The sequence below is a fragment of the Bacillus sp. Bwzl_19 genome (genome assembly GCF_054900515.1).
Genome location: NZ_CM142729.1, coordinates 3435380 through 3455398, shown reverse-complemented (window position 1 = coordinate 3455398; position 20019 = coordinate 3435380). Strand labels below are relative to the sequence as shown.

General features: G+C 47.1%; 22 protein-coding genes and 1 pseudogene. 13 read left to right on the top strand and 10 right to left on the bottom strand.

Going from position 1 to position 20019, the window contains the following annotated elements:
- Positions 1–89: 89 nt before the first annotated feature.
- Positions 90–1424 carry a PTS cellobiose transporter subunit IIC gene (celB, locus tag ACW5MY_RS18345; protein ID WP_013354054.1) on the top strand — a complete coding sequence of 445 codons (1335 nt, stop codon included), beginning with the start codon at positions 90–92 and terminating at the stop codon, positions 1422–1424.
- Positions 1425–1449: 25 nt separating this feature from the next.
- On the opposite strand, the gene ACW5MY_RS18340 is transcribed toward celB, so the two are convergent.
- Entirely contained in the window at positions 1450–1833 is a 384-nt protein-coding gene (locus tag ACW5MY_RS18340; RefSeq protein WP_013354053.1) for a VOC family protein, read from the bottom strand.
- Positions 1834–1917: 84 nt separating this feature from the next.
- Between ACW5MY_RS18340 and ACW5MY_RS18335 the strand changes: the two genes are divergently transcribed.
- A complete protein-coding gene (locus ACW5MY_RS18335; protein ID WP_014471214.1) occupies positions 1918–3105 on the top strand; it encodes a class I SAM-dependent rRNA methyltransferase in 1188 nt (395 codons plus the stop codon).
- A gap of 99 nt (positions 3106–3204) precedes the next feature.
- Here the strand turns inward: ACW5MY_RS18335 and ACW5MY_RS18330 are convergent, their stop codons facing one another.
- From ACW5MY_RS18330 to ACW5MY_RS18310, 5 genes are all read right to left on the bottom strand, one after another.
- A complete protein-coding gene (locus ACW5MY_RS18330) occupies positions 3205–4086 on the bottom strand; it encodes a DUF2268 domain-containing putative Zn-dependent protease (protein ID WP_013354051.1) in 882 nt (293 codons plus the stop codon).
- A 17-nt stretch (positions 4087–4103) separates the two neighbouring features.
- A complete protein-coding gene (locus ACW5MY_RS18325; RefSeq protein ID WP_038463304.1) occupies positions 4104–4850 on the bottom strand; it encodes a MerR family transcriptional regulator in 747 nt (248 codons plus the stop codon).
- 158 nt (positions 4851–5008) lie between these two features.
- Positions 5009–5203, bottom strand: coding sequence for a YwbE family protein (locus ACW5MY_RS18320; protein ID WP_014471213.1), 195 nt, complete (start codon positions 5201–5203; stop codon positions 5009–5011).
- 126 nt (positions 5204–5329) lie between these two features.
- Positions 5330–6010 (bottom strand): CidB/LrgB family autolysis modulator, encoded by a 681-nt coding sequence (locus ACW5MY_RS18315; RefSeq protein ID WP_013354048.1) that lies wholly within the window; start codon positions 6008–6010, stop codon positions 5330–5332.
- Positions 5992–6378: a CidA/LrgA family holin-like protein gene (locus ACW5MY_RS18310; RefSeq protein ID WP_007407725.1), complete on the bottom strand. Its 387-nt coding sequence runs from the start codon at positions 6376–6378 to the stop codon at positions 5992–5994. Before ACW5MY_RS18310 ends, ACW5MY_RS18315 begins: the two co-directional genes overlap by 19 nt.
- 106 nt (positions 6379–6484) lie before the next feature.
- Here ACW5MY_RS18310 and cidR point away from each other — a divergent pair, with 106 nt between their 5' ends.
- The 7 genes and pseudogenes from cidR to ACW5MY_RS18275 all read left to right on the top strand — a co-directional run bounded on the left by cidR (position 6485) and on the right by ACW5MY_RS18275 (position 13579).
- Positions 6485–7393, top strand: a complete 909-nt coding sequence (gene cidR, locus ACW5MY_RS18305) for a cidABC operon transcriptional activator CidR (RefSeq protein WP_013354046.1) — start codon at positions 6485–6487, stop codon at positions 7391–7393.
- A gap of 3 nt (positions 7394–7396) precedes the next feature.
- A complete protein-coding gene (thiM, locus tag ACW5MY_RS18300; protein WP_462061637.1) occupies positions 7397–8215 on the top strand; it encodes a hydroxyethylthiazole kinase in 819 nt (272 codons plus the stop codon).
- Positions 8212–8880, top strand: a complete 669-nt coding sequence (gene thiE / locus ACW5MY_RS18295) for a thiamine phosphate synthase (protein ID WP_013354044.1) — start codon at positions 8212–8214, stop codon at positions 8878–8880. The genes thiM and thiE overlap by 4 nt, the downstream gene beginning before the upstream one ends.
- A gap of 135 nt (positions 8881–9015) precedes the next feature.
- Positions 9016–10464 (top strand): FTR1 family protein, encoded by a 1449-nt coding sequence (locus ACW5MY_RS18290; protein ID WP_289394024.1) that lies wholly within the window; start codon positions 9016–9018, stop codon positions 10462–10464.
- Complete coding sequence (gene efeO, locus ACW5MY_RS18285) at positions 10461–11612, top strand: iron uptake system protein EfeO (protein WP_289394023.1); 1152 nt, start codon at positions 10461–10463, stop codon at positions 11610–11612. Before ACW5MY_RS18290 ends, efeO begins: the two co-directional genes overlap by 4 nt.
- 19 nt (positions 11613–11631) lie before the next feature.
- Positions 11632–12888 (top strand): iron uptake transporter deferrochelatase/peroxidase subunit, encoded by a 1257-nt coding sequence (efeB, locus tag ACW5MY_RS18280; RefSeq protein ID WP_013354041.1) that lies wholly within the window; start codon positions 11632–11634, stop codon positions 12886–12888.
- Positions 12889–12975: 87 nt separating this feature from the next.
- Positions 12976–13579, top strand: a pseudogene (locus tag ACW5MY_RS18275) (DsbA family oxidoreductase).
- Positions 13580–13598: 19 nt separating this feature from the next.
- Here ACW5MY_RS18275 and ACW5MY_RS18270 read toward each other — a convergent pair.
- From ACW5MY_RS18270 to ACW5MY_RS18260, 3 genes are all read right to left on the bottom strand, one after another.
- Positions 13599–14273, bottom strand: a complete 675-nt coding sequence (locus tag ACW5MY_RS18270) for a glycosyltransferase family protein (protein WP_013354039.1) — start codon at positions 14271–14273, stop codon at positions 13599–13601.
- A complete protein-coding gene (locus ACW5MY_RS18265; protein ID WP_013354038.1) occupies positions 14273–14953 on the bottom strand; it encodes a class I SAM-dependent methyltransferase in 681 nt (226 codons plus the stop codon). The genes ACW5MY_RS18270 and ACW5MY_RS18265 overlap by 1 nt, the downstream gene beginning before the upstream one ends.
- A 217-nt stretch (positions 14954–15170) precedes the next feature.
- Positions 15171–15332: an anti-repressor SinI family protein gene (locus ACW5MY_RS18260; RefSeq protein ID WP_013354037.1), complete on the bottom strand. Its 162-nt coding sequence runs from the start codon at positions 15330–15332 to the stop codon at positions 15171–15173.
- A 337-nt stretch (positions 15333–15669) separates the two neighbouring features.
- Between ACW5MY_RS18260 and ACW5MY_RS18255 the strand changes: the two genes are divergently transcribed.
- From ACW5MY_RS18255 to galT, 4 genes are all read left to right on the top strand, one after another.
- Positions 15670–16272: a TetR/AcrR family transcriptional regulator gene (locus ACW5MY_RS18255; RefSeq protein WP_462061914.1), complete on the top strand. Its 603-nt coding sequence runs from the start codon at positions 15670–15672 to the stop codon at positions 16270–16272.
- Between the two features lie 78 nt (positions 16273–16350).
- Positions 16351–16737, top strand: a complete 387-nt coding sequence (locus tag ACW5MY_RS18250) for a GtrA family protein (protein ID WP_038463302.1) — start codon at positions 16351–16353, stop codon at positions 16735–16737.
- A 50-nt stretch (positions 16738–16787) separates the two neighbouring features.
- Positions 16788–17972, top strand: a complete 1185-nt coding sequence (locus ACW5MY_RS18245; protein WP_013354034.1) for a galactokinase — start codon at positions 16788–16790, stop codon at positions 17970–17972.
- Positions 17962–19503, top strand: coding sequence for a UDP-glucose--hexose-1-phosphate uridylyltransferase (galT, locus tag ACW5MY_RS18240; protein ID WP_013354033.1), 1542 nt, complete (start codon positions 17962–17964; stop codon positions 19501–19503). The genes ACW5MY_RS18245 and galT overlap by 11 nt, the downstream gene beginning before the upstream one ends.
- A 15-nt stretch (positions 19504–19518) precedes the next feature.
- On the opposite strand, the gene ACW5MY_RS18235 is transcribed toward galT, so the two are convergent.
- Entirely contained in the window at positions 19519–19764 is a 246-nt protein-coding gene (locus tag ACW5MY_RS18235; RefSeq protein ID WP_003150926.1) for a GlsB/YeaQ/YmgE family stress response membrane protein, read from the bottom strand.
- Between the last annotated feature and the right edge of the window lie 255 nt (positions 19765–20019).

Sequence of the window (20019 nt, the reverse complement as noted above, 5' to 3'; positions counted from 1 at the left end):
GTATGCAAATGTAAACGCTTTCAAAATATGATGAAGAAAATGCTTTAAGATAGCTGCGCAATGAACTCAAAAAGGGGGTTTTTTGATAAATGAGTACGTTCAATCGGGTAATGGAAGAAAAAATCATGCCTGTCGCCGGAAAAGTCGCCGGTCAAAGGCACTTAAGAGCTTTGCGTGACGGCATTATTCTGTCTATGCCGCTTATTATTATCGGATCGGTTTTTCTGATTCTGACGAGTCTCCCGATTCCCGGTTACGCCGATTTTATGGCGGGTCTTTTCGGTGAACATTGGGTTGAAAAGCTCGGGTATCCGGTGAATGCGTCCTTTGACATTATGGCGCTCGTCGCCGCCTTTGGAATAGCTTACCGGCTTGCGGAAAGCTATGAGGTGGATGCCCTGTCGTCGGGAGCCATTGCCCTTGCTGCCTTTTTATTGGCGACGCCGTATCAGATTCCGTTTATTCCTGACGGCTCGGCAACAGAGATTATGGTGGGAGGCGGCATCCCGATTTCGCTGCTCGGAAGCAAAGGTCTGTTTGTCGCGATGATCATTGCAATGCTGTCTACGGAAGTGTACCGATTTATCATCCAAAGAAATATCGTCATTAAGATGCCTGACGGAGTGCCGCCTGCGGTCAGCAAATCGTTCGTCGCGCTCATTCCCGGTTTCTTTATTATTACGCTTGTTTGGTTGGCCCGTCTGTTTATTGAAATGACTCCATTTAAAAGCCTCCACAATGTCGTAGGCGACCTGCTGGGCACCCCGCTGTCTATTTTAGGCGGGAGTCTCGGCGGAAGCCTCGTCGCCGAATTCGTGCAAATGCTGCTTTGGTCCTGCGGCATACACGGCGCATCCATTATCGGCGGGGTCATGTCACCGATCTGGTACGGGGCGATGGACGCCAACCGTTTGGCTTTTCAAGCGGGAGAAGCGCTGCCGAGCATTTTTACGACACAGTTCTTTCAAATATGGATTAATGTCGGCGGAAGCGGAGCGACGCTGGCCCTTGTGCTGACCATGCTTGTGCGCTCCAGAAGCAAACAGATGAAACAGCTCGGCCGTCTCGGTATCGGGCCTGCGATATTTAACATTAACGAACCGATTATTTTCGGAATGCCGCTCGTCATGAATCCGCTGTTAATCGTGCCTTTTATCATCGCGCCGCTCTTGACCATTACGGCGACGTACATTGGGATGAGCACGGGGATGGTGGCAAAACCGGCGGGAATCGCCGTGCCATGGACGATGCCGCCGCTGATTTCAGGTTATCTGGCGACAGGCGGGAAAATTTCCGGTTCGGTGATGCAGCTGATCAACCTCCTGATTACATTTATCATTTATTATCCGTTTTTCAGAATTTGGGATCTTCAAAAATGGAGAGAGGAACGGGAAGCGGCGCAAAACGGCACAGAAGAAACATAAAAAACGGGCGCTTCCGCCCGTTTTTTTAACGCTGGAAAAATTCAATCCATTCGCCGTCAGGTCCTTCAATGTAAAAGTAGCGGTATCCGTTGGGAAGCGTCGTGATTTCTTCATCAATAAATACGGCGCCCTGACGTTTCGCATGCGTGAATTCCGCTGCGATATCTTCAGTTAATAAAGCGATATGATGCACTTTTCCTTCTGCGGGAAGCTCGCTGCTGTAACCTTGGATCAATTCAATCTCTGTCTCGGGCCCTTCCTGAAATCCGAGAAAGGCGAGTTCAATAATGCCGTTTGTATGGGTGATCCGGTCCTTTAACGTCATACCGAGAACGTCTTGATAAAAGGCGATGGATGTTTCAATATCTTTGACCATAATGCCTGTATGGTCGATTCTTTTGGCTGTCATGGTTTTCCCCCTGTTTTGAATTTTTCGGGACAATGCATGTTTTATGGTACGATAAGAGAAAGCAAAACGAAAGAGGAATGCACAATGAAGCTACTTACAGTGAAAGATACATTTGCCGGAAAGCTGAAAAAAGGATTCCCCCTGATTGAAAAAGACGCTCTGTCCGGAAGCTCGGCTCACTTAACAGAGGGCGATCTTTTTGATGTGACATCCGAGAAGGGCGAATTTATCGGGAAAGGCTATTACGGTTTGCAGAATAAAGGAGTCGGCTGGGTGCTGTCCCGTGCGAGAGATGAACGGATCGACGGACGTTTCTTTCTGGACAAGCTGAAAAAAGCGGCTGAAGCAAGGGCCCATCTGTTTAAGGCGTCTGATACAACGGCGTTCCGTCTTTTCAACGGTGAGGGCGACGGCATCGGCGGCGTCACGATTGACTTCTATGACGGTTATCTGCTGATTCAATGGTACAGCAAAGGCATTTACGCATATAAGGACAGTTTGATTGAGGCGATTGACGGGCTGGAGCTGTCTTATAAGGCGATCTACGAAAAGAAACGGTTTGATACCGCCGGACAATATGTGGAAGACGACGATTTTGTCAAAGGCGAAAGAGGAGATTTTCCGGTCATTGTTCAAGAAAACGGGATACAGTACGCTGTGGATTTAAACGACGGGGCGATGACGGGCATTTTCTTAGACCAGCGTCATGTGCGCAAAGCGATTCGGGACAAGTATGCAAACGGCAGACGGGTGCTGAATACGTTCTCTTATACGGGAGCATTTTCCGTTGCGGCGGCGCTTGGAGGAGCAGAGAAAACGACAAGCGTCGATGTCGCCAACCGCAGCCTGGCAAAAACGATTGAACAGTTCAGCGCCAACGGAATTGATTATGAGGCGCATGACATTAAGGTTATGGATGTATTCAAATACTTCGGCTATGCGGAGAAAAAAGGGCTGGCATTTGACCTCATCATCCTTGATCCGCCTTCTTTCGCCCGCACAAAAAAACGGACGTTCAGCGCGGCGAAAGATTATAAAAACCTGCTGAAGGAAACGATCGCCATCACCGCGAAAAACGGCATCATCGTTGCATCGACAAACAGCAGCGCCTTCAACATGAAGAAATTTAAAGGCTTTATAGAGGCTGCCTTTAAAGAAACAAACGAGAGTTACGACATTTTGGAAGAATATACGCTTCCGGAGGATTTTAAAACGATACCCGCGTTTAAAGAAGGGAACTATTTGAAGGTCGTTTTCTTGCGGAAAAAATAGGATTATCGTTTATAGCGTGGAGAGAGGGAAAAGAAACCCCTCCTCCGTCGCTTTAAATTGGGCCAAAATAATAATGACTTTCTTACTGTCCAAACGTTATTAAAGAAACAGTCCGCTATTACTTAGTATCTCATCCGTATCAAGTAAGGTGGCCTCTCTTATCCCCACATTGTTGGCTTTCATGAAGGATTGCACAGCCTGGTAGCCTACCGCATAGCCTGCAAATGGTGATAAGCCAACAGGCTGATAACCTTGTTGAGCTGCAAAAGTGTCACCAAACATGTAACTGCTGACCTCATCAAATCCTTTAATATGTAATGAGTCTTTGAAGATTTCTTTTGAGTATTCTAGGTCTTCTTTTTCAAAGGAAGTAACCCAAGGACCTAAAAGCGTTTCTCCGTAAAGTTCTTTGGCAAATGATTCTGCTAACCCCTCTATAATTAAGTAATCACCGACCGTTACGTTCCCATAATCCCAATTGAAATATGAAAAACGAATATTATGATGAAATTCATGAGCAATGACAGCGGGCAGTCTTGGTATATTATATGAATTGGGAAATATACAAATTTGAATAAACCCTGGAATTCCTCCAAATCCACAATATCCTTTATGTAATTCAAGCTTTTTTTGATTAGCTAGATACATCCCAAATCTTATTTCATCAGCATTTATTTTTAAGTTGTTTTGTTCGATAAATTCAACACAATGAGTTAAAGTGTCAAATGCAATCTGATGAGCTTGAATTTCTTTTAGGTTCTCTAATGCTTTTCTGCCGGTTTCCGTTTCCGTTACGCTCAGATAGCCCATCATATTTGTCGCTACTATTACATCATATCCGTTAGGGTGCTTTGCCTTTAAGGGAACATTAATCTGTTTCCACATGTCTTCAAAAGGTTTCATCATTGAATATCGATAGTAATCTTCTCTATTTTCAGTCATTGAAAATAACTTTTCGTATTGCCTAATTGTATCCTCCATAATGATTTTAATTGGTATCACCCTTTTTTTTGACTGTCTATAAAAAATTTAATGGCATCACTCATAAGCTTCGCCAACCCTTCACCATACTGATCGATGTTTTTAGTGAAGCGTGTATCTTCAATATAGAGTTGACCTAATCCATAAAAGGCATCAAAAGAATATTCACCAAAATTCTCATTTAGAAAATCAAACCATTCTTTGATAGCTGTTTGTACTTCTGGAGACTTCGGGGATTGATTAATAAGAAGTGCAAATGTATTGAACATTGCAGTCCACTTATCAGATAAATCTTTTTGCTCGTCATCAGTCATATTTTTCAATCTTATATTTACCTCATCGACGGGTTGATCGCCCCACCGTTTGCGAGCTTCTTGTTCATAAAGATTATGCTTAAAGTGAATACCTTCAAACCTCTCTTTGTTTGTCATGGAGATTTCTCCCTTGATATGTTTGATTGATTTATCTATGGTTTCAATCATCTTGTCTACTCTATTTCGTTTCTCAATCAACATTTTCTTTTGTAATAGTAATGCCTCCCTTCGGTTAAATGAAGGACTATTAATGATTTCTTTAATCTCTTTTAAGGAAAAATCGAGCTCCTTGAAAAATAATATCTGTTGCAGCTGTTCAAGATTCTCATCAGAATAAAGCCGATAACCGGAATCAGTGGTTTCTTTAGGAGTCAATAATCCAATTTGATCGTAATGATGGAGAGTACGGATGCTTACTCCAATCAGTTCAGCTACTTCTTTTACTTTCATACCCGTCACTTTTTCCACCTCCTCAATTGCTACTCTAAAGTATTACGCAACGTAAGAGTCAATAGTTAGCTGTACATTTTTTGTAAAAGGGGAGAATAATTATTGATTTTAGTTATGAAAACAAAAAAAAAAGCCGGGCGTGAACCCCGGCCTTTTTTCTATTCAATAATTTGCTGCACCCGGCCGATTCGTCCGTCTTCTAGGCGAACCTTAATGCCGCGCGGGTGGAAGCTTGAGTTTGTCAAAATATCTTTCACGATTCCTCTCGTCAGCTTCCCTGAACGCTGGTCGGCTTTCAGGACGATATCGACTTCAAGTCCTTTTCTGATGCTGCTTCGCTGCTGGCCGTTCATATGACACATCCGTTCTTCAGTCTTTTCACTTCATGTCTTATCATATCGTGTTTTCGTCTTTTTATGAAGGACGGACAAAACAATTCTTACGGCCAAAAAAAAGACCGCTCTGTAAGGAGCAGTCTTTTATGACATAAACGAAAGCAAAATCGGGGCCGCGCACAGCGTCATAATCGCGGCGAGAATCATGGACACGCTTGAGATCGTTCCTGATACGGAGCTGAGCTCAAATGCTTTAGATGTTCCCGCTCCGTGCGCGCTTGTTCCGAGCAGCACGCCCCGGGCAATTTCGTTATCAATGCGGAAATAGCGGATGACCATCGGCCCGATGATCGTTCCCAGTAAAGCCGTTAAAATGACAAAAACCGCTGTAACGGCCGGCATGCCGCCGATCATTTCTGATACGTTCATGGCAATCGGCGTCGTCACGGATCTCGGTACGAGACTGTCGACTAAGCTGCTGCCGAGATGGAACCATTTCGCGATAAAGGCCGTTGACAGAATGGCGATACATGAACCGACCGCCACGTTCAAAATAATTTCCACGGCGTATTTCTTTAAAATCGGGAAATATTTATAAAGCGGGATCGCGAACGCCACTGTGGCCGGCTGAAGCATATCGGTCAGCACTCCGCCGCCGAGATTGTATGTCTGATACGGGACATTGACAAGCAGCAGCAGTCCGACCAAAACGGCGGGCGTAACCAGAAGCGGCGAGGTATACACCCGCGGAAATCGAATGTAGAGTTTTTTCGCTCCTAAATACACCAAAACAGTTAAGAATAAACTTAAGATTCCGATGAACACGTTTGTTTTTTCTCCTTTCTTTTTGCTATAAGCTGTGTAAGCGTACCTGTTGAAACCATCACAACAAATGTGCTGATGACGACGACAAGTAAAATGCTTACGCCGAATTTAGACATAATATCTCCGTATTCAATCACTCCGACGGCAGACGGGATGAAAAACAACAGCAGCTCGCCAAGGAGCCATGCTGCGCCAAGCTCAATCCATTCAAGCTTGATAATCTTGAAATGCAATAATGTGAAAAGAATCACAATCCCGATTATACTGCCGGGAATATTTATATGAAGAGCCGCCGTGACCCAATTGATCAGACGCGCAAATATAAACAGCAGAGCGATTTGAATAACGGTAAGCAGCAATTTTTTCATCATGATGCCTCCCTTATATTTATATTGTACATAAGGTTTTGCTATAGGTAAAATATATATAAAGAATAATATCTATTCCTTTTGTCTATAGAAAGGATGAAATGAAATGGACATCCGGCACTTAACGTATTTCTTAGAGGTGGCCCGTTTGAAAAGCTTTACGAAGGCTTCGCAGTCGCTGTATGTTTCGCAGCCGACCATCTCAAAAATGATTAAAAACCTGGAGACGGAGCTCGGCATCAAGCTCTTTTACCGCAATGGCCGGCAGGTTGAACTGACGGACGCCGGACAGAGCATGTATGTGCAGGCGCAGGAAATCACAAAGTCATTCCAAAACCTGACGTCAGAGCTGAATGATATTATGGAAGTGAAGAAAGGGCATGTCCGCATCGGACTTCCGCCGATGATCGGGTCCGGCTTTTTCCCGAGGGTGCTCGGTGACTTCCGCGTCACATATCCCGATGTGACGTTTCAGCTTGTAGAAGACGGCTCTATTAAAGTGCAGCAAGGGGTGGAGGACGGCTCGCTTGATATCGGCGTTGTCGTGCTTCCCGCGAATGAAGAGATTTTTCATACATTTACAATTGTAAAGGAAACCCTTATGCTCGTCGTCCATCCGTCACATCGGCTTGCTGACGAGAAAGAATGCAGTCTGCACGAATTGAAAGACGAGCCTTTCATATTTTTCAGGGAGGATTTTGTCCTTCATAATCGAATTATGACGGAATGTGTGAAAGCCGGATTCAGACCGCACGTCATTTATGAAACGTCACAGTGGGACTTTATCAGTGAAATGGTATCGGCCAATCTTGGCATCGGCCTGCTGCCGGAAAGAATCTGCCGCGGTCTTGATCCTGAGAAAGTCAGCACCATTCCGCTCGTACATCCGGTCATTCCGTGGCATTTAGCCATTATTTGGCGGAAGGACCGCTATATGTCCTTTGCCGCCAGAGCCTGGCTGGAACATACGAAATCGTATTTATGGAATCCGAAAAAGAGAAAAAAGGATGATTAAACCATGGACGCACAAACCGCAGCTCAAAACTTGAGTAAAGTGCGGGAGCAAAGCCCGCTCGTTCACAGTATCACGAATAATGTCGTCACGAACTTCACCGCTAACGGCCTGCTCGCGCTCGGCGCATCGCCCGTCATGGCATATGCAATCGAGGAAGCAGCCGACATGGCGAAAATCGCCGGAGCGCTCGTCCTGAATATAGGCACTCTCAGTGCGGCTTCGGTTGAAGCGATGACCGCAGCCGGAAAATCGGCTAACGAAAACGGCGTTCCGGTCATTTTTGATCCGGTCGGCGCCGGCGCCACACCGTTTCGGACAGCATCAGCCCGCAAGATCATACAGGAGGTGCGCTTGTCCGTCATTCGCGGAAATGCCGCGGAAATCGCCAATATTGCCGGCGCCGCCGATTGGAAGATAAAAGGCGTGGATGCAGGGGAAGCCGGAGGAGATCTGATTCAGCTCGCCAAGACCGCTGCAAGCAGGCTGAAAACGGTCGTTGCGATTACCGGAAAAACCGACGTGATCTCCGACGGCACCGACATATACGCCGTACATAACGGCGATAAACTGCTGACGAAGGTAACGGGGGCGGGGTGTCTGCTGACATCTGTGATCGGAGCCTTCTGCGCAGCGGAGCAGGACGTTCTGCAAGCAACCGTTTCAGCCGTTTCTGTATACGGAAGCGCAGCTCAGCTTGCCGCTCAGAATTCGTCTCATAAGGGACCGGGCAGCTTCCAGATTGAGCTTTTAAACAAGCTGTCGGGCATCTCGGAACAAGAAGCGGCCGAGCTTGCTGCAATTGAAAGGGTGACAGAAAAATGACTCGTATTTCTCGGGAAATGATGAAGGATATTTTATCGGTTTATTTTATCATGGGATCAAATAATACAAGCGCAGACCCCGTTTCTGTGGTGAAAAAAGCCATAGAGGGCGGCGCTACGCTCTTTCAATTTCGGGAAAAGGGGAGCGGTTCTTTAACAGGAGAGGATCTTGTTTTATTTGCAAAGCAGGTGCAGGATGTCTGCAGGCGGGCCGGCATTCCTTTCATTATTAATGATGATGTTGAATTGGCCTTGCGCCTTGAGGCCGACGGAGTGCACATCGGCCAGGATGACGCGGACGCCGAAGAAACGAGAGCGGCAATCGGTGATATGATTCTCGGTGTATCGGCACATAACGTCTCCGAGGTGAAGCTGGCGGAAGCGGCCGGAGCCGATTACGTCGGAATGGGTCCGGTTTATCCGACCGAAACGAAAAAAGATGCTGAAGCTGTGCAGGGCGTTACATTGATTGAAGAGGTGCGACGTCAGGGCATCACCATTCCGATTGTAGGAATCGGCGGCATCACAGCTGACAATGCGGCGCCCGTCATTGAAGCGGGAGCTGACGGCGTCAGCATGATCAGCGCCATCAGCCAAGCCGAAGATCCAAAGGCGGCGGCGCGCAGGTTTTTTGAAGAAGTTCGGCGCTCCAAAGCAAAAAGCTGACATGTTTCTGTCAGAAGGGCCGTCCCGTGAGGACGGCCCTTTTTCTGTATGCGCAACTTTTTATTGACAAAGGCTGATATCGGACTATGATTATGATATATAATGATAATCATTTTCAACTACAGGAGGTGCATGATGGCACGGAAGATTGCTTTCATGTTATTCAGCCTGCTCGTCATTTTCAGTTCTTCTGCCGTGGCGAAAGGCGCTGATCCCATCGATTCACTTATCAGCCTGAATCAGCAAATGATTCAATCTGCAAGAGACGGAAACCTGCAATCCGTCGAAAAAACATTTTTACAATTCAAAACTGTATGGAAAAAGGAAGAGCCTGCTATCAAAAAAGCAAATATATCTTCCTACTCAAAAATGAACTCCAATATCGCAATGATTTCACTTTCTCTGATTAATAAAGATACAAAAAAAGTACAGGCGGCGCTTTCTGAGCTTGGGTCCCACTTGGAAACCTACCGGCAGGCCGTCACATTAAAAGACGCAGCCGGAGGGAGCTCAAGACTTACACTCTCTGCCTATATTCAAAGCTTAAAAGAGACGAAACAGCTGATAAAAAGCAGCCAAACCGCTGAAGCCCAAACAAAAATCGATCAGCTTGTCACGAATTGGCTGGCAGTCGAAGGAGACGTCGTGTCCCAATCAAAAGCGGCCTACACGACTTCAGAAGAGAACCTGGCGCTTATGAAGGCGGAAGCTGAAAACCGCCCGGATCAGGCCATTAAGCATATTGACGAAATGATTCAGCTCCTTGAGCCGATTGCGTCGAGCAGCTACAGCTGGCTGGACGCCGCTCTTATCCCGGTAAGGGAAGGAATGGAAGCGCTTCTTGTGATCGGCGCGCTTTTGACGATGACGAAAAAAGCCCGGGTCACCCGTTCATCAGCTTGGATTTGGGGCGGAGCGTCACTCGGCATGCTCGTCTCTCTCGGTGCGGGAGTCGGCGTCACACTGCTGTTTTCCTCGAACATTTTTGGCGAAAACAATTTTCTGCTCGGCGGCGTGACCGGCATTCTGTCTGCCGTGATGCTCCTGTATGTCGGCGTCTGGCTCCACCGGAACGCTTCAATGGATAAATGGCGGGAAAAAATCAATACGCAAAAATCGCAGGCGCTTAAAAAAGGCAGTCTGCTGTCCTTCGCGCTGATCGCCTTTTTGGCGGTCGTCAGAGAAGGGCTTGAAACAGTGATCTTTTTTATCGGCCTCGTCGGCAAGCTGCGGCTTACAGAATTAATAGGAGGAACCGCGGCGGGATTGTTGATCCTTGCGGCAGCGGGTTTTCTCATGATTAAGCTCGGAATGCGGATTCCGTTAAAGCCGTTCTTTCTGCTGTCCATGGCTGTCGTGCTGTATATGTGCGTGAAATTTCTCGGTACGGGCGTCCACAGCCTGCAGCTGGCGGATATTCTGCCGTCTGACGCCGAAAGCTGGCTTCCGCCGGTATCATTTCTCGGCATCTATCCGTCGATTTACAGCACAATTCCGCAGCTGGTCATCATCGGATTTTTAGCCGTCGCACTCGTTATGGAAATCTTAAAAATAAAATCGAATAGAAGGGAAGTTGCAAAATGAAACCTATCCAGAAAGCGGCTTTGTCAGCCGGCCTGCTCCTCGCTTTGTGCTCGGGCTGCGGCGCTCAGCAGTCAGCGTCTGACAAAGGAGCCGAAAAAAACAGTGTAAACCAGGAAATCAAAACATCAGTTGACAAAATGGAGGATATTCTCACCAAACTGAATGAATCCGTTAAAAAACAAGACCGGAAAGGCATTCAGCAAAAAGGGAAAGAACTGAACAGCTACTGGCTCTCATTTGAAAATAAAATCCGCGGCGATTATCCGTTTGAATACACAGATATCGAAAAGCACCTGCAGCCGATTTATACAGAAGCACAAAAAGATAAGCCTGATACAGAGAAGATTAAATCGGAATCCGTATCGCTGACAGCCTCGCTGGAAGAGCTGACGGGCGCTGAAAAAAGCAGCAAAAAGGCGAGTGACCAGCTCAAGAAAGCGGCTGATGACTATAAAACATATGTGAAAAAACAGAGCGATCAGCTTGTAAAGTCGGCTGAAGCGTTTACAGACGCCGTCAAGGCCGGGGACATCGATAAAGCAAAATCACTTTATCCGCAGGCGCGCGTCTATTACGAGCGAATTGAACCGATTGCCGAAAGCCTCGGCACGCTTGACCCGAGAATCGATGCCAGAGAAAATGATGTGGAAGAAGGCGACAAATGGACGGGCTTCCACAAGCTTGAAAAAGCCCTCTGGAAGGACAATAAGATTACTGGCGAAAAAGAAACGGCCGCCGTCCTGTTAAAGGATGTGAAGGAGCTTGACGGCTCTATCGCTTCTCTCAAACTGACGCCGGAACAAATCGTCGCCGGCGCCATGGAGCTTCTCAATGAAGCGGGCATCTCAAAGATCACGGGTGAAGAAGAACGTTACTCCCGAATTGATTTAACAGATCTGGCCGCTAATGTCGAAGGCTCAAAAGCCGTATATGAAACTGTGAAAAGCGCGCTTGTGAAAGACCATTCCGACGTCACGGAAAAGCTGGATACGGAATTCAGCGAATTTGAAGTTTTGATGTCGAAATACAAAACGGGTGATCACTCGTATACGTCTTATGATAAATTAAGTAAAGATCAAATCAGAGAGATAAGCACAAAGCTGACGGCCCTTTCTGAAACCATGTCGAAGATTGCCGATGTGCTTTAAAAAGGAGTTATAACACAGCATGAGCGATGAACAAAACAAGGAAAAACAGATTCACAGACGGGATGTTCTGAAGTGGGGCGCCGTAGCGGGCGCCGCCGTCGCTGTCGGAGCGAGCGGCCTCGGAGGACTCGCGCCGCTTTTCAAACCGGCGGCCACCGCTTCAAAGAAGAGTCAAGGGAAAAGTGAAAGTGATCAAATCGTTCCTTTTTACGGAAAGCACCAAGCGGGAATCACAACGGCGCACCAGACGTATGTGTATTTTGCGGCGCTTGATGTCATGTCAAGCGACAAAGCTGATGTCATCTCCCTTTTCAGAAATTGGACCAGTCTGACGCAGCTGCTGACCTCAGGCGCCGCCCTGTCAGGCGAACAGAAAAATAAATATATGCCTCCGCAGGATACCGGGGAGTCGCAGGATCTGGCACCGGCGAATTTAACCGTTACCTTCGGCTTCGGCCCCGGTTTTTTCGAGAAAGACGGGAAGGACCGCTTCGGACTGAAGGATAAAAAACCGAAGCACCTCGCCGATATTCCGCCGATGCCTAACGACAAACTCGATAAGAAACAAGGCGGCGGTGATATCGTCATACAAGTCTGCGCGGATAATGAACAGAGTGCGTTCCACGCGGTGCGCAATCTGATTAAACAGGCCGTCGGCGTGTGTGAAGTCCGCTTTCTCAATAAAGGTTTCTTAAGCGGCGGAAAAAACGGCGAAACCCCGCGCAACCTTTTCGGATTCAAAGACGGCACCGGCAACCAAAGCACGAAGGATGAAAACCTGATGAATTCAATCGTTTGGGTTCAATCAGGGGAGCCGGACTGGATGACGGGCGGCACGTACATGGCGTTTAGAAAAATTAAAATGTTTTTAGAAATATGGGACCGTTCATCCTTGAAAGATCAGGAAGACACGTTCGGACGAATGAAAAGCTCGGGCGCGCCTTTCGGACAAAAAAAGGAAACCGATCCCGTCAAGCTGAATCAAATTCCCGCCGACTCACATGTCAGCGTGGCGAAATCAACCGGCAGACAGATTCTGCGGCGGGCATTTTCCTATACGGACGGAATTGATCCGAAGACGGGCTATGTTGACGCAGGCCTGCTGTTTATCAGCTTTCAAAAAGACCCGGACCGCCAATTTGTCCCGATGCTGAAAGCTTTGGCGGCAAAGGATGCGCTGAATGAATACACACAAACGATCGGCTCCTCCTTATTCGCCTGTCCCGGCGGCTGTAAAAAAGGAGAATATATCGCCCAGAGGCTGCTGGAATCGTGACACCTTCCATAGGGAGGGTGTTTTTTTAAAAAAATACTTGTAACTATTTATGTTACAACTTAAAATGAAAAAGAAAGGAGATTTACAATGACACTGCAGATTAAAGTATATTCTGATTATGTATGTCCGTTTTGCTTTGTCGGCAAAGCGGCGTTTGAAGAAGCAATTAAGGACAAGGACGTACAGGTGGAATGGATGCCGTTTGAATTGCGTCCGAGCCCCTCACCGAAACTTGATCCGGTGAATGACCCCGCCAAGCGGCAGATGTGGGAAAACTCAATTGAACCGATGGCGCGGTCTTTAGGCGTTGATATAACGTTCCCCCGCGTATCACCGCATCCTTACACGGATTTGGCGTTTGAAGGCTTCCATTTTGCGAAGGAACATGGGAAAGAAAGCGAATACCATACACGCGTTTTTCGGGCGTTCTTTCAGGAAGAACAAAATATCGGTGACATTAACGTCCTGACAAAGCTTGCGGAAGAAGCCGGACTTGACGGGCGGCGCGTTCAAAGAGGCGCTTGAGACAAGGGCGTACAGACACATGCAGCGGGAAGCGCTCCGCCATGCCTATGAGGAAGCCGGCATTACCGCAGTGCCGACGTTTATCATCGGCGATGAAAGAATCCCGGGCGCAGCGGGAAAGGAAACCTTTGAACAAATCATTGAGCGGGAATTGAATAAACGGTAACTGTAAAAAGCCCTCTGCATCAGCAAGAGGGCTTTCCCATATAGTGTTTGACAAATGTTTGTCTGTCCGCTTCATATGCCGCGGCGTCAAATGAATCACCGCAAAAATGAAGGCACCAAGGCTCTTTCTGGCAGGCGACGCCGACTTGATAGCCGTGTTTTTGAAATTCAAGCGACTGTGATGTGTCGTAAAAATGAAAGCCGCGAAACAAATCCTCCCGCCACTCTACGTCATATTGAGCGGCCATTAACAATCCGTCAATGGCGTCAGCATGCGTAAACAGGCCGTTTTCTTCGCTGTTTTCAAATTCCAGAGGGCGGTAACCATTCACCCGGTATTCAATCACTTTTCCCAGCCGATGCCCGCTTTCCCACCAAATACCGTTCGGCGGCAGAGTTTTGCAGCCGGCGACACCGAGAAGGCCGAGCTCCCGATGAGATTGAAAGATATGAAGCATGTCTCGCAGGAAATGCTGATGAATGATAAATGTATCCTGATGCAGATAAATTTTATATTTGGCAGGGTGTTTCAGCGCTTTGTTGTAGGAGGAGGTCATGCTCTCTGAATCGTATACCGGCATGATATCAACGGAGTGTGAGGGGGGAACGGTAAGCTGCAGGATATGGTTTTTGCATTGGGAGTAAAGCGATTCATCATTCACACAGACGACAAACAGAAACGAATGCGCATCCATTACATGCTCCTCTCAGCCTCAATCACATATTGATAGGCCGATGCCTCTGTCAGAAAATCATGTCTTATGCCAAGCTGTACGCAGACTTCGTGCAAAGATGCGATGGCCTTGTGATAAGAGGGATGATCAACACGGATCGCCTCAATGCTTTTCACCTCATAACCGGAGGCTTTAAATAAGGAAAGAGTCTCTTCACGCGTAAAAAAACGCAGGTGGGTCTGATCCATTAATCCGGCATCTCTGTAAGTCCATTTGCCGGCTAAAAGCTCAAGCACCACCGAGATATGGCCGACATTCGGTATGCATGCAAGCACTGTGCCGTCTTTTTTTAAATAAGGGCGAAGTTTTTTCAGCACTGACCACGGGTCGACAAGATGCTCCAGTACGTCTCCGAACAGCATACAGTCGAATTGCTCTGATTTGTACGGAAGAATGGCGGATTCAATGTCGCCGCAAAGCACGTGGCTCAATTTGTTTTCCGCCTTTTCAGCTGCTTCGGGATACGCTTCAATACCGTAAACCGTTATTCCGCGGTCTTCAATTGCCGCGCCTAAATTACCGGTGCCGCAGCCGACATCAAGCACTGTACGCCAGTTTTTGTCTATTTTTTTTAATAAATAAGGATTCAGGCCTTCGTAGTAGTTCTGTTGTTTTTCATCATAATAGGGATTCGTATCCATCTGTGTATCACCTCGTAAATCGGCATAATACACAAGATATGCAGCGGGGGGATCTCATATCACCATGTTTGGCTGTTCAGGTAGCGGAATGCGGGCGGGAATGGTTGTCCGGTATACGGTTTTATTCTCTGATTCCCCTCATAAGATTGCGGGTGTTCCTTTGAAAACTCGGGTGCGGGCGGACTGTGTTAAATAGTAAAAGGATCCGCCTGTAATCTTACCGCTGGCGGATGGTGTTTTTCATTGGTGTTTTTTTCTTCACCGCTTTTTCAGCATTTAAGAATCGCCTTACATCGTCAATGTGCAAACCCATGATTCTAGCCTCTTGAATTAACAAATGCCAATCTTGATCTATCTCTTTCATTACATGAGTTTTCATAAGAACCTCCAATTGAAAAATTGATTTGCCCAGCTACAGCAGCCAATGTATAACAAATATCACACATAGTTGGCCGGTAATCCCAAATTGAAGATGAATTCACCTACCTATTCCCTAAGAAAATGACTGAAATACCCAAAATCCTTCAAGAAATCTTACATATAATAATAAACAATTAAATACTGACTGGATAGTATGTAAATGAAAATAAACCATCTGACCTATTAACATTTACCCTTTGAACGTCGAACTAACATATTCTTTTTACATAAAAAATACCGCAAAAGAATGATTCGGTGTAAGATAAAGTGAAGATCAAACAGCTGGGGTATTTAAAATTAAGAGAGAAGAAACATTTGAAAGTTTTATTGACGCAGGCCTTCATTTGTTAATTGACCGAGCTTACGATACAGTATCGATAGATGAAATCAGCAAAGCCGCGGGTTACAGCAAAGGCGCGTTTTACGTTCATTTTGAAAGCAAAGAAGATTTCCTGAAGCATTTGTTAGACAGGCATCAGATCAAAAAAAGGATCATTACCGGCTATCTCGACGAAATAGAACGGCAATCAGCCAGGCCGCTGACACTTTATGAAGCGGCAAGAAGCGCGGCTGACTTGCTGATGCATCTTATTAACAGCAAACCGGCATGGAACATCGTGTCCTTTGCCCTTCACATGCCCAATTACAAGGTGGTACAGGAATATGAAGCCTACATCCGTCTTTACGAGCTATGGATTGAAGAAAGCTGCTTGTACATAAATTGGCTCAAATCGAGAAATTTAATAGAAGAACAAATTGATACGGAATACACCGCCAGAATGATGTGCGCGCTCATTGACGGCATGATTAAGCAATCAAACGTGCTGGGGCGCTCCGTCACCTTCCGCAGCCTTTTTGACGCGCTCTCTGTTTTTTTCAGTAACAGAAAATCAGGGTAAGTTCGTCTTTATTTGACAAAAGTTTTAGAAAAGTTTTTCAGAAAGCGAGGAATTGCCATGCGCTACAGAGAAATTATGATGTATATCATTATGGGTGTTTTCACGACGATCGTGAACATCGTCAGTTTTTACATTCTGACGTCGGTGTTTCAGATGGATTACAAGATGGCGACCGTCGCTGCGTGGATTCTGTCCGTTCTATTTGCTTATGTCACGAATAAACTGTATGTATTTCAGCAAAAAACCGCGGGGATGCGGAGTCTGATGAAAGAACTGACAGCCTTTTTCAGCGTGCGGGTATTGTCTCTCGGCATAGATCTCGCCATGATGATTCTTCTGGTCAGTCAATTTCATATGAACGAAACTTTGGCGAAAATCGCCGACAACGTCATTATCGTAGTCGTCAACTATGCGGCCAGCAAGTGGATTGTCTTCAGAAAAGCGAAAGAAGAGGGCGTGTCATAACGGTTTCTTTCCGAGCCTTGGGGGAAAGAGTAACGGGAAAGGGGATACGTATGAAACACAAAATAAAGAAAGCGTTTGCTGATGTATTCGGGGAATCGGAGGACCTGCGTATTTTCTTTGCGCCCGGCAGAGTGAATCTCATCGGAGAGCATACGGATTATAACGGAGGCCACGTCTTTCCGTGCGCGCTTACGATCGGTACATATGCAGCCGTCCGGGAGAGAGGGGACAGGCTCGTCAGAATGTACTCTGATAATTTTAAGGAAGCAGGCATAAAGGAATGCAGTCTCGATGAGATCCGCTACCAAAAAGAGGACGGGTGGGCCAATTATCCGAAAGGCGTCATGGCGGAATATCTCGGCAGCGGTTTTTCTCTTCCGCACGGCTTCGATATTGTATTCTTAGGAAATATCCCGAATGGCGCAGGGCTGTCATCATCAGCTTCCATTGAACTTGTCACGGCGGTCATTCTCAAGGAATGCCATGGGCTTGATGCGGATATGATCGACTTGGTGAAACTCGCTCAGGCGGCGGAAAATTCCTTTATCGGCGTCAGCTGCGGCATTATGGATCAATTCGCCATCGGGATGGGAAAGAAAGATCACGCGATCCTGCTGAATTGCGGGACGCTCGCCTTTGAATATACGAAACTCGGGATGTCTGGACTGTCGATCGTTATTGCGAATACCAATAAAAAACGAACGCTTGCAGACTCAAGCTATAATACGAGGCTCAAGGAGTGCCGGGAAGCGCTTTTTGATCTGCAGAAGCACCTTTCCATTCAGTCACTCGGGGAGCTGTCGCCTTCCGCTTTTGACGCTCATGCGGAGCTGATTCAGAATGAAGTGAACAGGCGCCGGGCAAAACACGCCGTCTATGAAAACCACCGCACCCAAAAGGCGGCCGCGATGTTCAGCAGCAATCAGCTTCATCACATCGGCGAATTAATGAGGGATTCGCATCTTTCTTTACGCGATGACTACGAGGTGACAAGTCTTGAGCTGGATACACTGGCAGAAGCGGCATGGCGCCATGCCGGGGTTGTCGGGTCAAGGATGACGGGAGCCGGTTTCGGCGGCTGTACGGTCAGTATCGTCAAGGACGAGGCCGTTTCAGATTTTATTGAAACGGCAGGGGCCCATTATGAGGAACAGACCGGGAGAAAGGCTGACTTTTATACGGCGGATATCGGGGCCGGAGCGAGAGAACTAAAGGGGGATGACAATGGCGATTGAGCGGCACGTAGAACGTTTAATCCGGTACGGACTGCAAAAAGAGCTGATTTCATTTCTTGATATTGAATATACAAGAAACCGTTTATATGAAACGCTGCACATAACCCATCCGGAGCCTTCAGAACAGATAGAAATTGACTCGGCGGCGCCTCTGCCGGACATATTAGCCCCGATTTATGAATGGGCCGCAGAGACGGGCCGGATTGCAGCCGATACAGACACATATCGCGATCTGCTAAGCGCGAAGATCATGGGCTGTTTTGCCCCGCAGCCGTCAGAGATTGTCCGGCGTTTTGAAGAAACAAAGGCAGTGCACGGTCCGGAGCAGGCGACAAAGGCGTTTTACCGATTTTCAGAGGATGTGTATTATATCCGTTCGGACAGAATTCAGCGGAATATCGGGTGGACGGCTGAGACGGCTTACGGAAAGCTGGACATCACGATCAACCTTTCAAAACCGGAAAAAGATCCGAAAGCAATTGCCGCTGCCAAAGAGCAGCCGCAATCCGATTACCCGAGATGTGTTCTCTGTAAAGAAAATGTCGGATATGAAGGAAGGCCGGATCATCCCGCGCGTCAAAATCTTCGCGTCATCCCGGTGATTCTCGGTGATGAGCAGTGGTTTCTGCAATTTTCTCCGTATGTGTATTACCGGGAGCATTGCATCGTTTTGAAAGACCGGCACGAACCGATGAAGATCAGCAAAAAAACGTTTGACAGGCTGCTGTCGTTCGTCAGCCAGTATCCTCATTATTTTCTCGGTTCCAATGCTGATCTGCCGATTGTCGGCGGCAGTATTTTAAGCCACGATCATTTTCAAGGTGGCGATCACGAGTTCCCGATGGCGCAGGCGGAGACAGAAAGCCGTTACAGGCTGCCTGATTATCCGAATACGGCTTTGGGTGTCGTGAAGTGGCCGATGTCGGTCATCCGTCTGCAAAGCGAGAGCGCGTCTGAGCTTTCTGACGCGGCGGACTCCATCTTACGGGCATGGCGCGGCTATTCCGATGAGGCGGCGGATATCCTCGCCTATTCAGGGGAGACACCGCACAATACAATTACACCGATTGCCCGGCGGAGAAACGGTTTATTCGAATTAGATCTCGTCCTCAGAAATAACCGCACCTCAGATGAGCATCCGCTGGGAATTTTTCATCCTCATCAGGAAGTTCATCATCTGAAAAAAGAAAATATCGGACTGATTGAGGTGATGGGGCTTGCGATTCTGCCGGGGCGTCTTGAAGAAGAGATGATCCGCACGGCTGAAGCGCTGTGTTCACCGGACCCGGAGGCGGCTTTAACGGCCGATCCTTCTGCGGCCAAGCATAAGGAGTGGGCGCTCAGCGTGCTGCACAAGCGGAAGGTAACGAAAGAAAACGCGGAACAGATTCTAAAAGAAGAAATCGGACATGTTTTTGCCCGGATACTGGAGCATGCCGGCGTCTTTAAACAGACAGAAGAAGGCAGAGCGGCTTTCCGGCGTTTTATCAGCCATTTGGACGCTCTACCGGAAAAAAGCCTCATCCCATAAGGGACGAGGCTTTTTTTATCCTCTGCTTCTGGCGATGAGGCTGAACAGAAATACCACGATCGCCGCTCCGATGATTGCCGGAATGATGGCAAAGCCGGCAAGGTGCGGACCCCATGTGCCGAGCAGGCCGTGCCCGATCCATGCGCCGATCAGACCGGCGATCATTGACCCGATAATTCCCCCGGGCATACTTCCTTTTACAAATAAACTTCCGATCCAGCCGATAATAATAGCTACAATCAGAGATACGATAAAACCCATAAATATCACTTCCTATTTTTTATTATTTATGCCTATATGTTTCCTTCGTTTTGTCCATATTAAACATATGAATGTGTTTTTTATAATGAACATATCAACGCGCGTTCATCTCTTTTTTTTCACCATGCGTTGCGTTAAAATGGAAAACGTGTGAAAAGGTGTGAGCAAAGGAAAAAATATTTTCTTTGTGGAATGGTTAACAAAATGAAACTTTTTGTTGACCAGCGTATTTTATTATGGTAAACCTTTATTTGG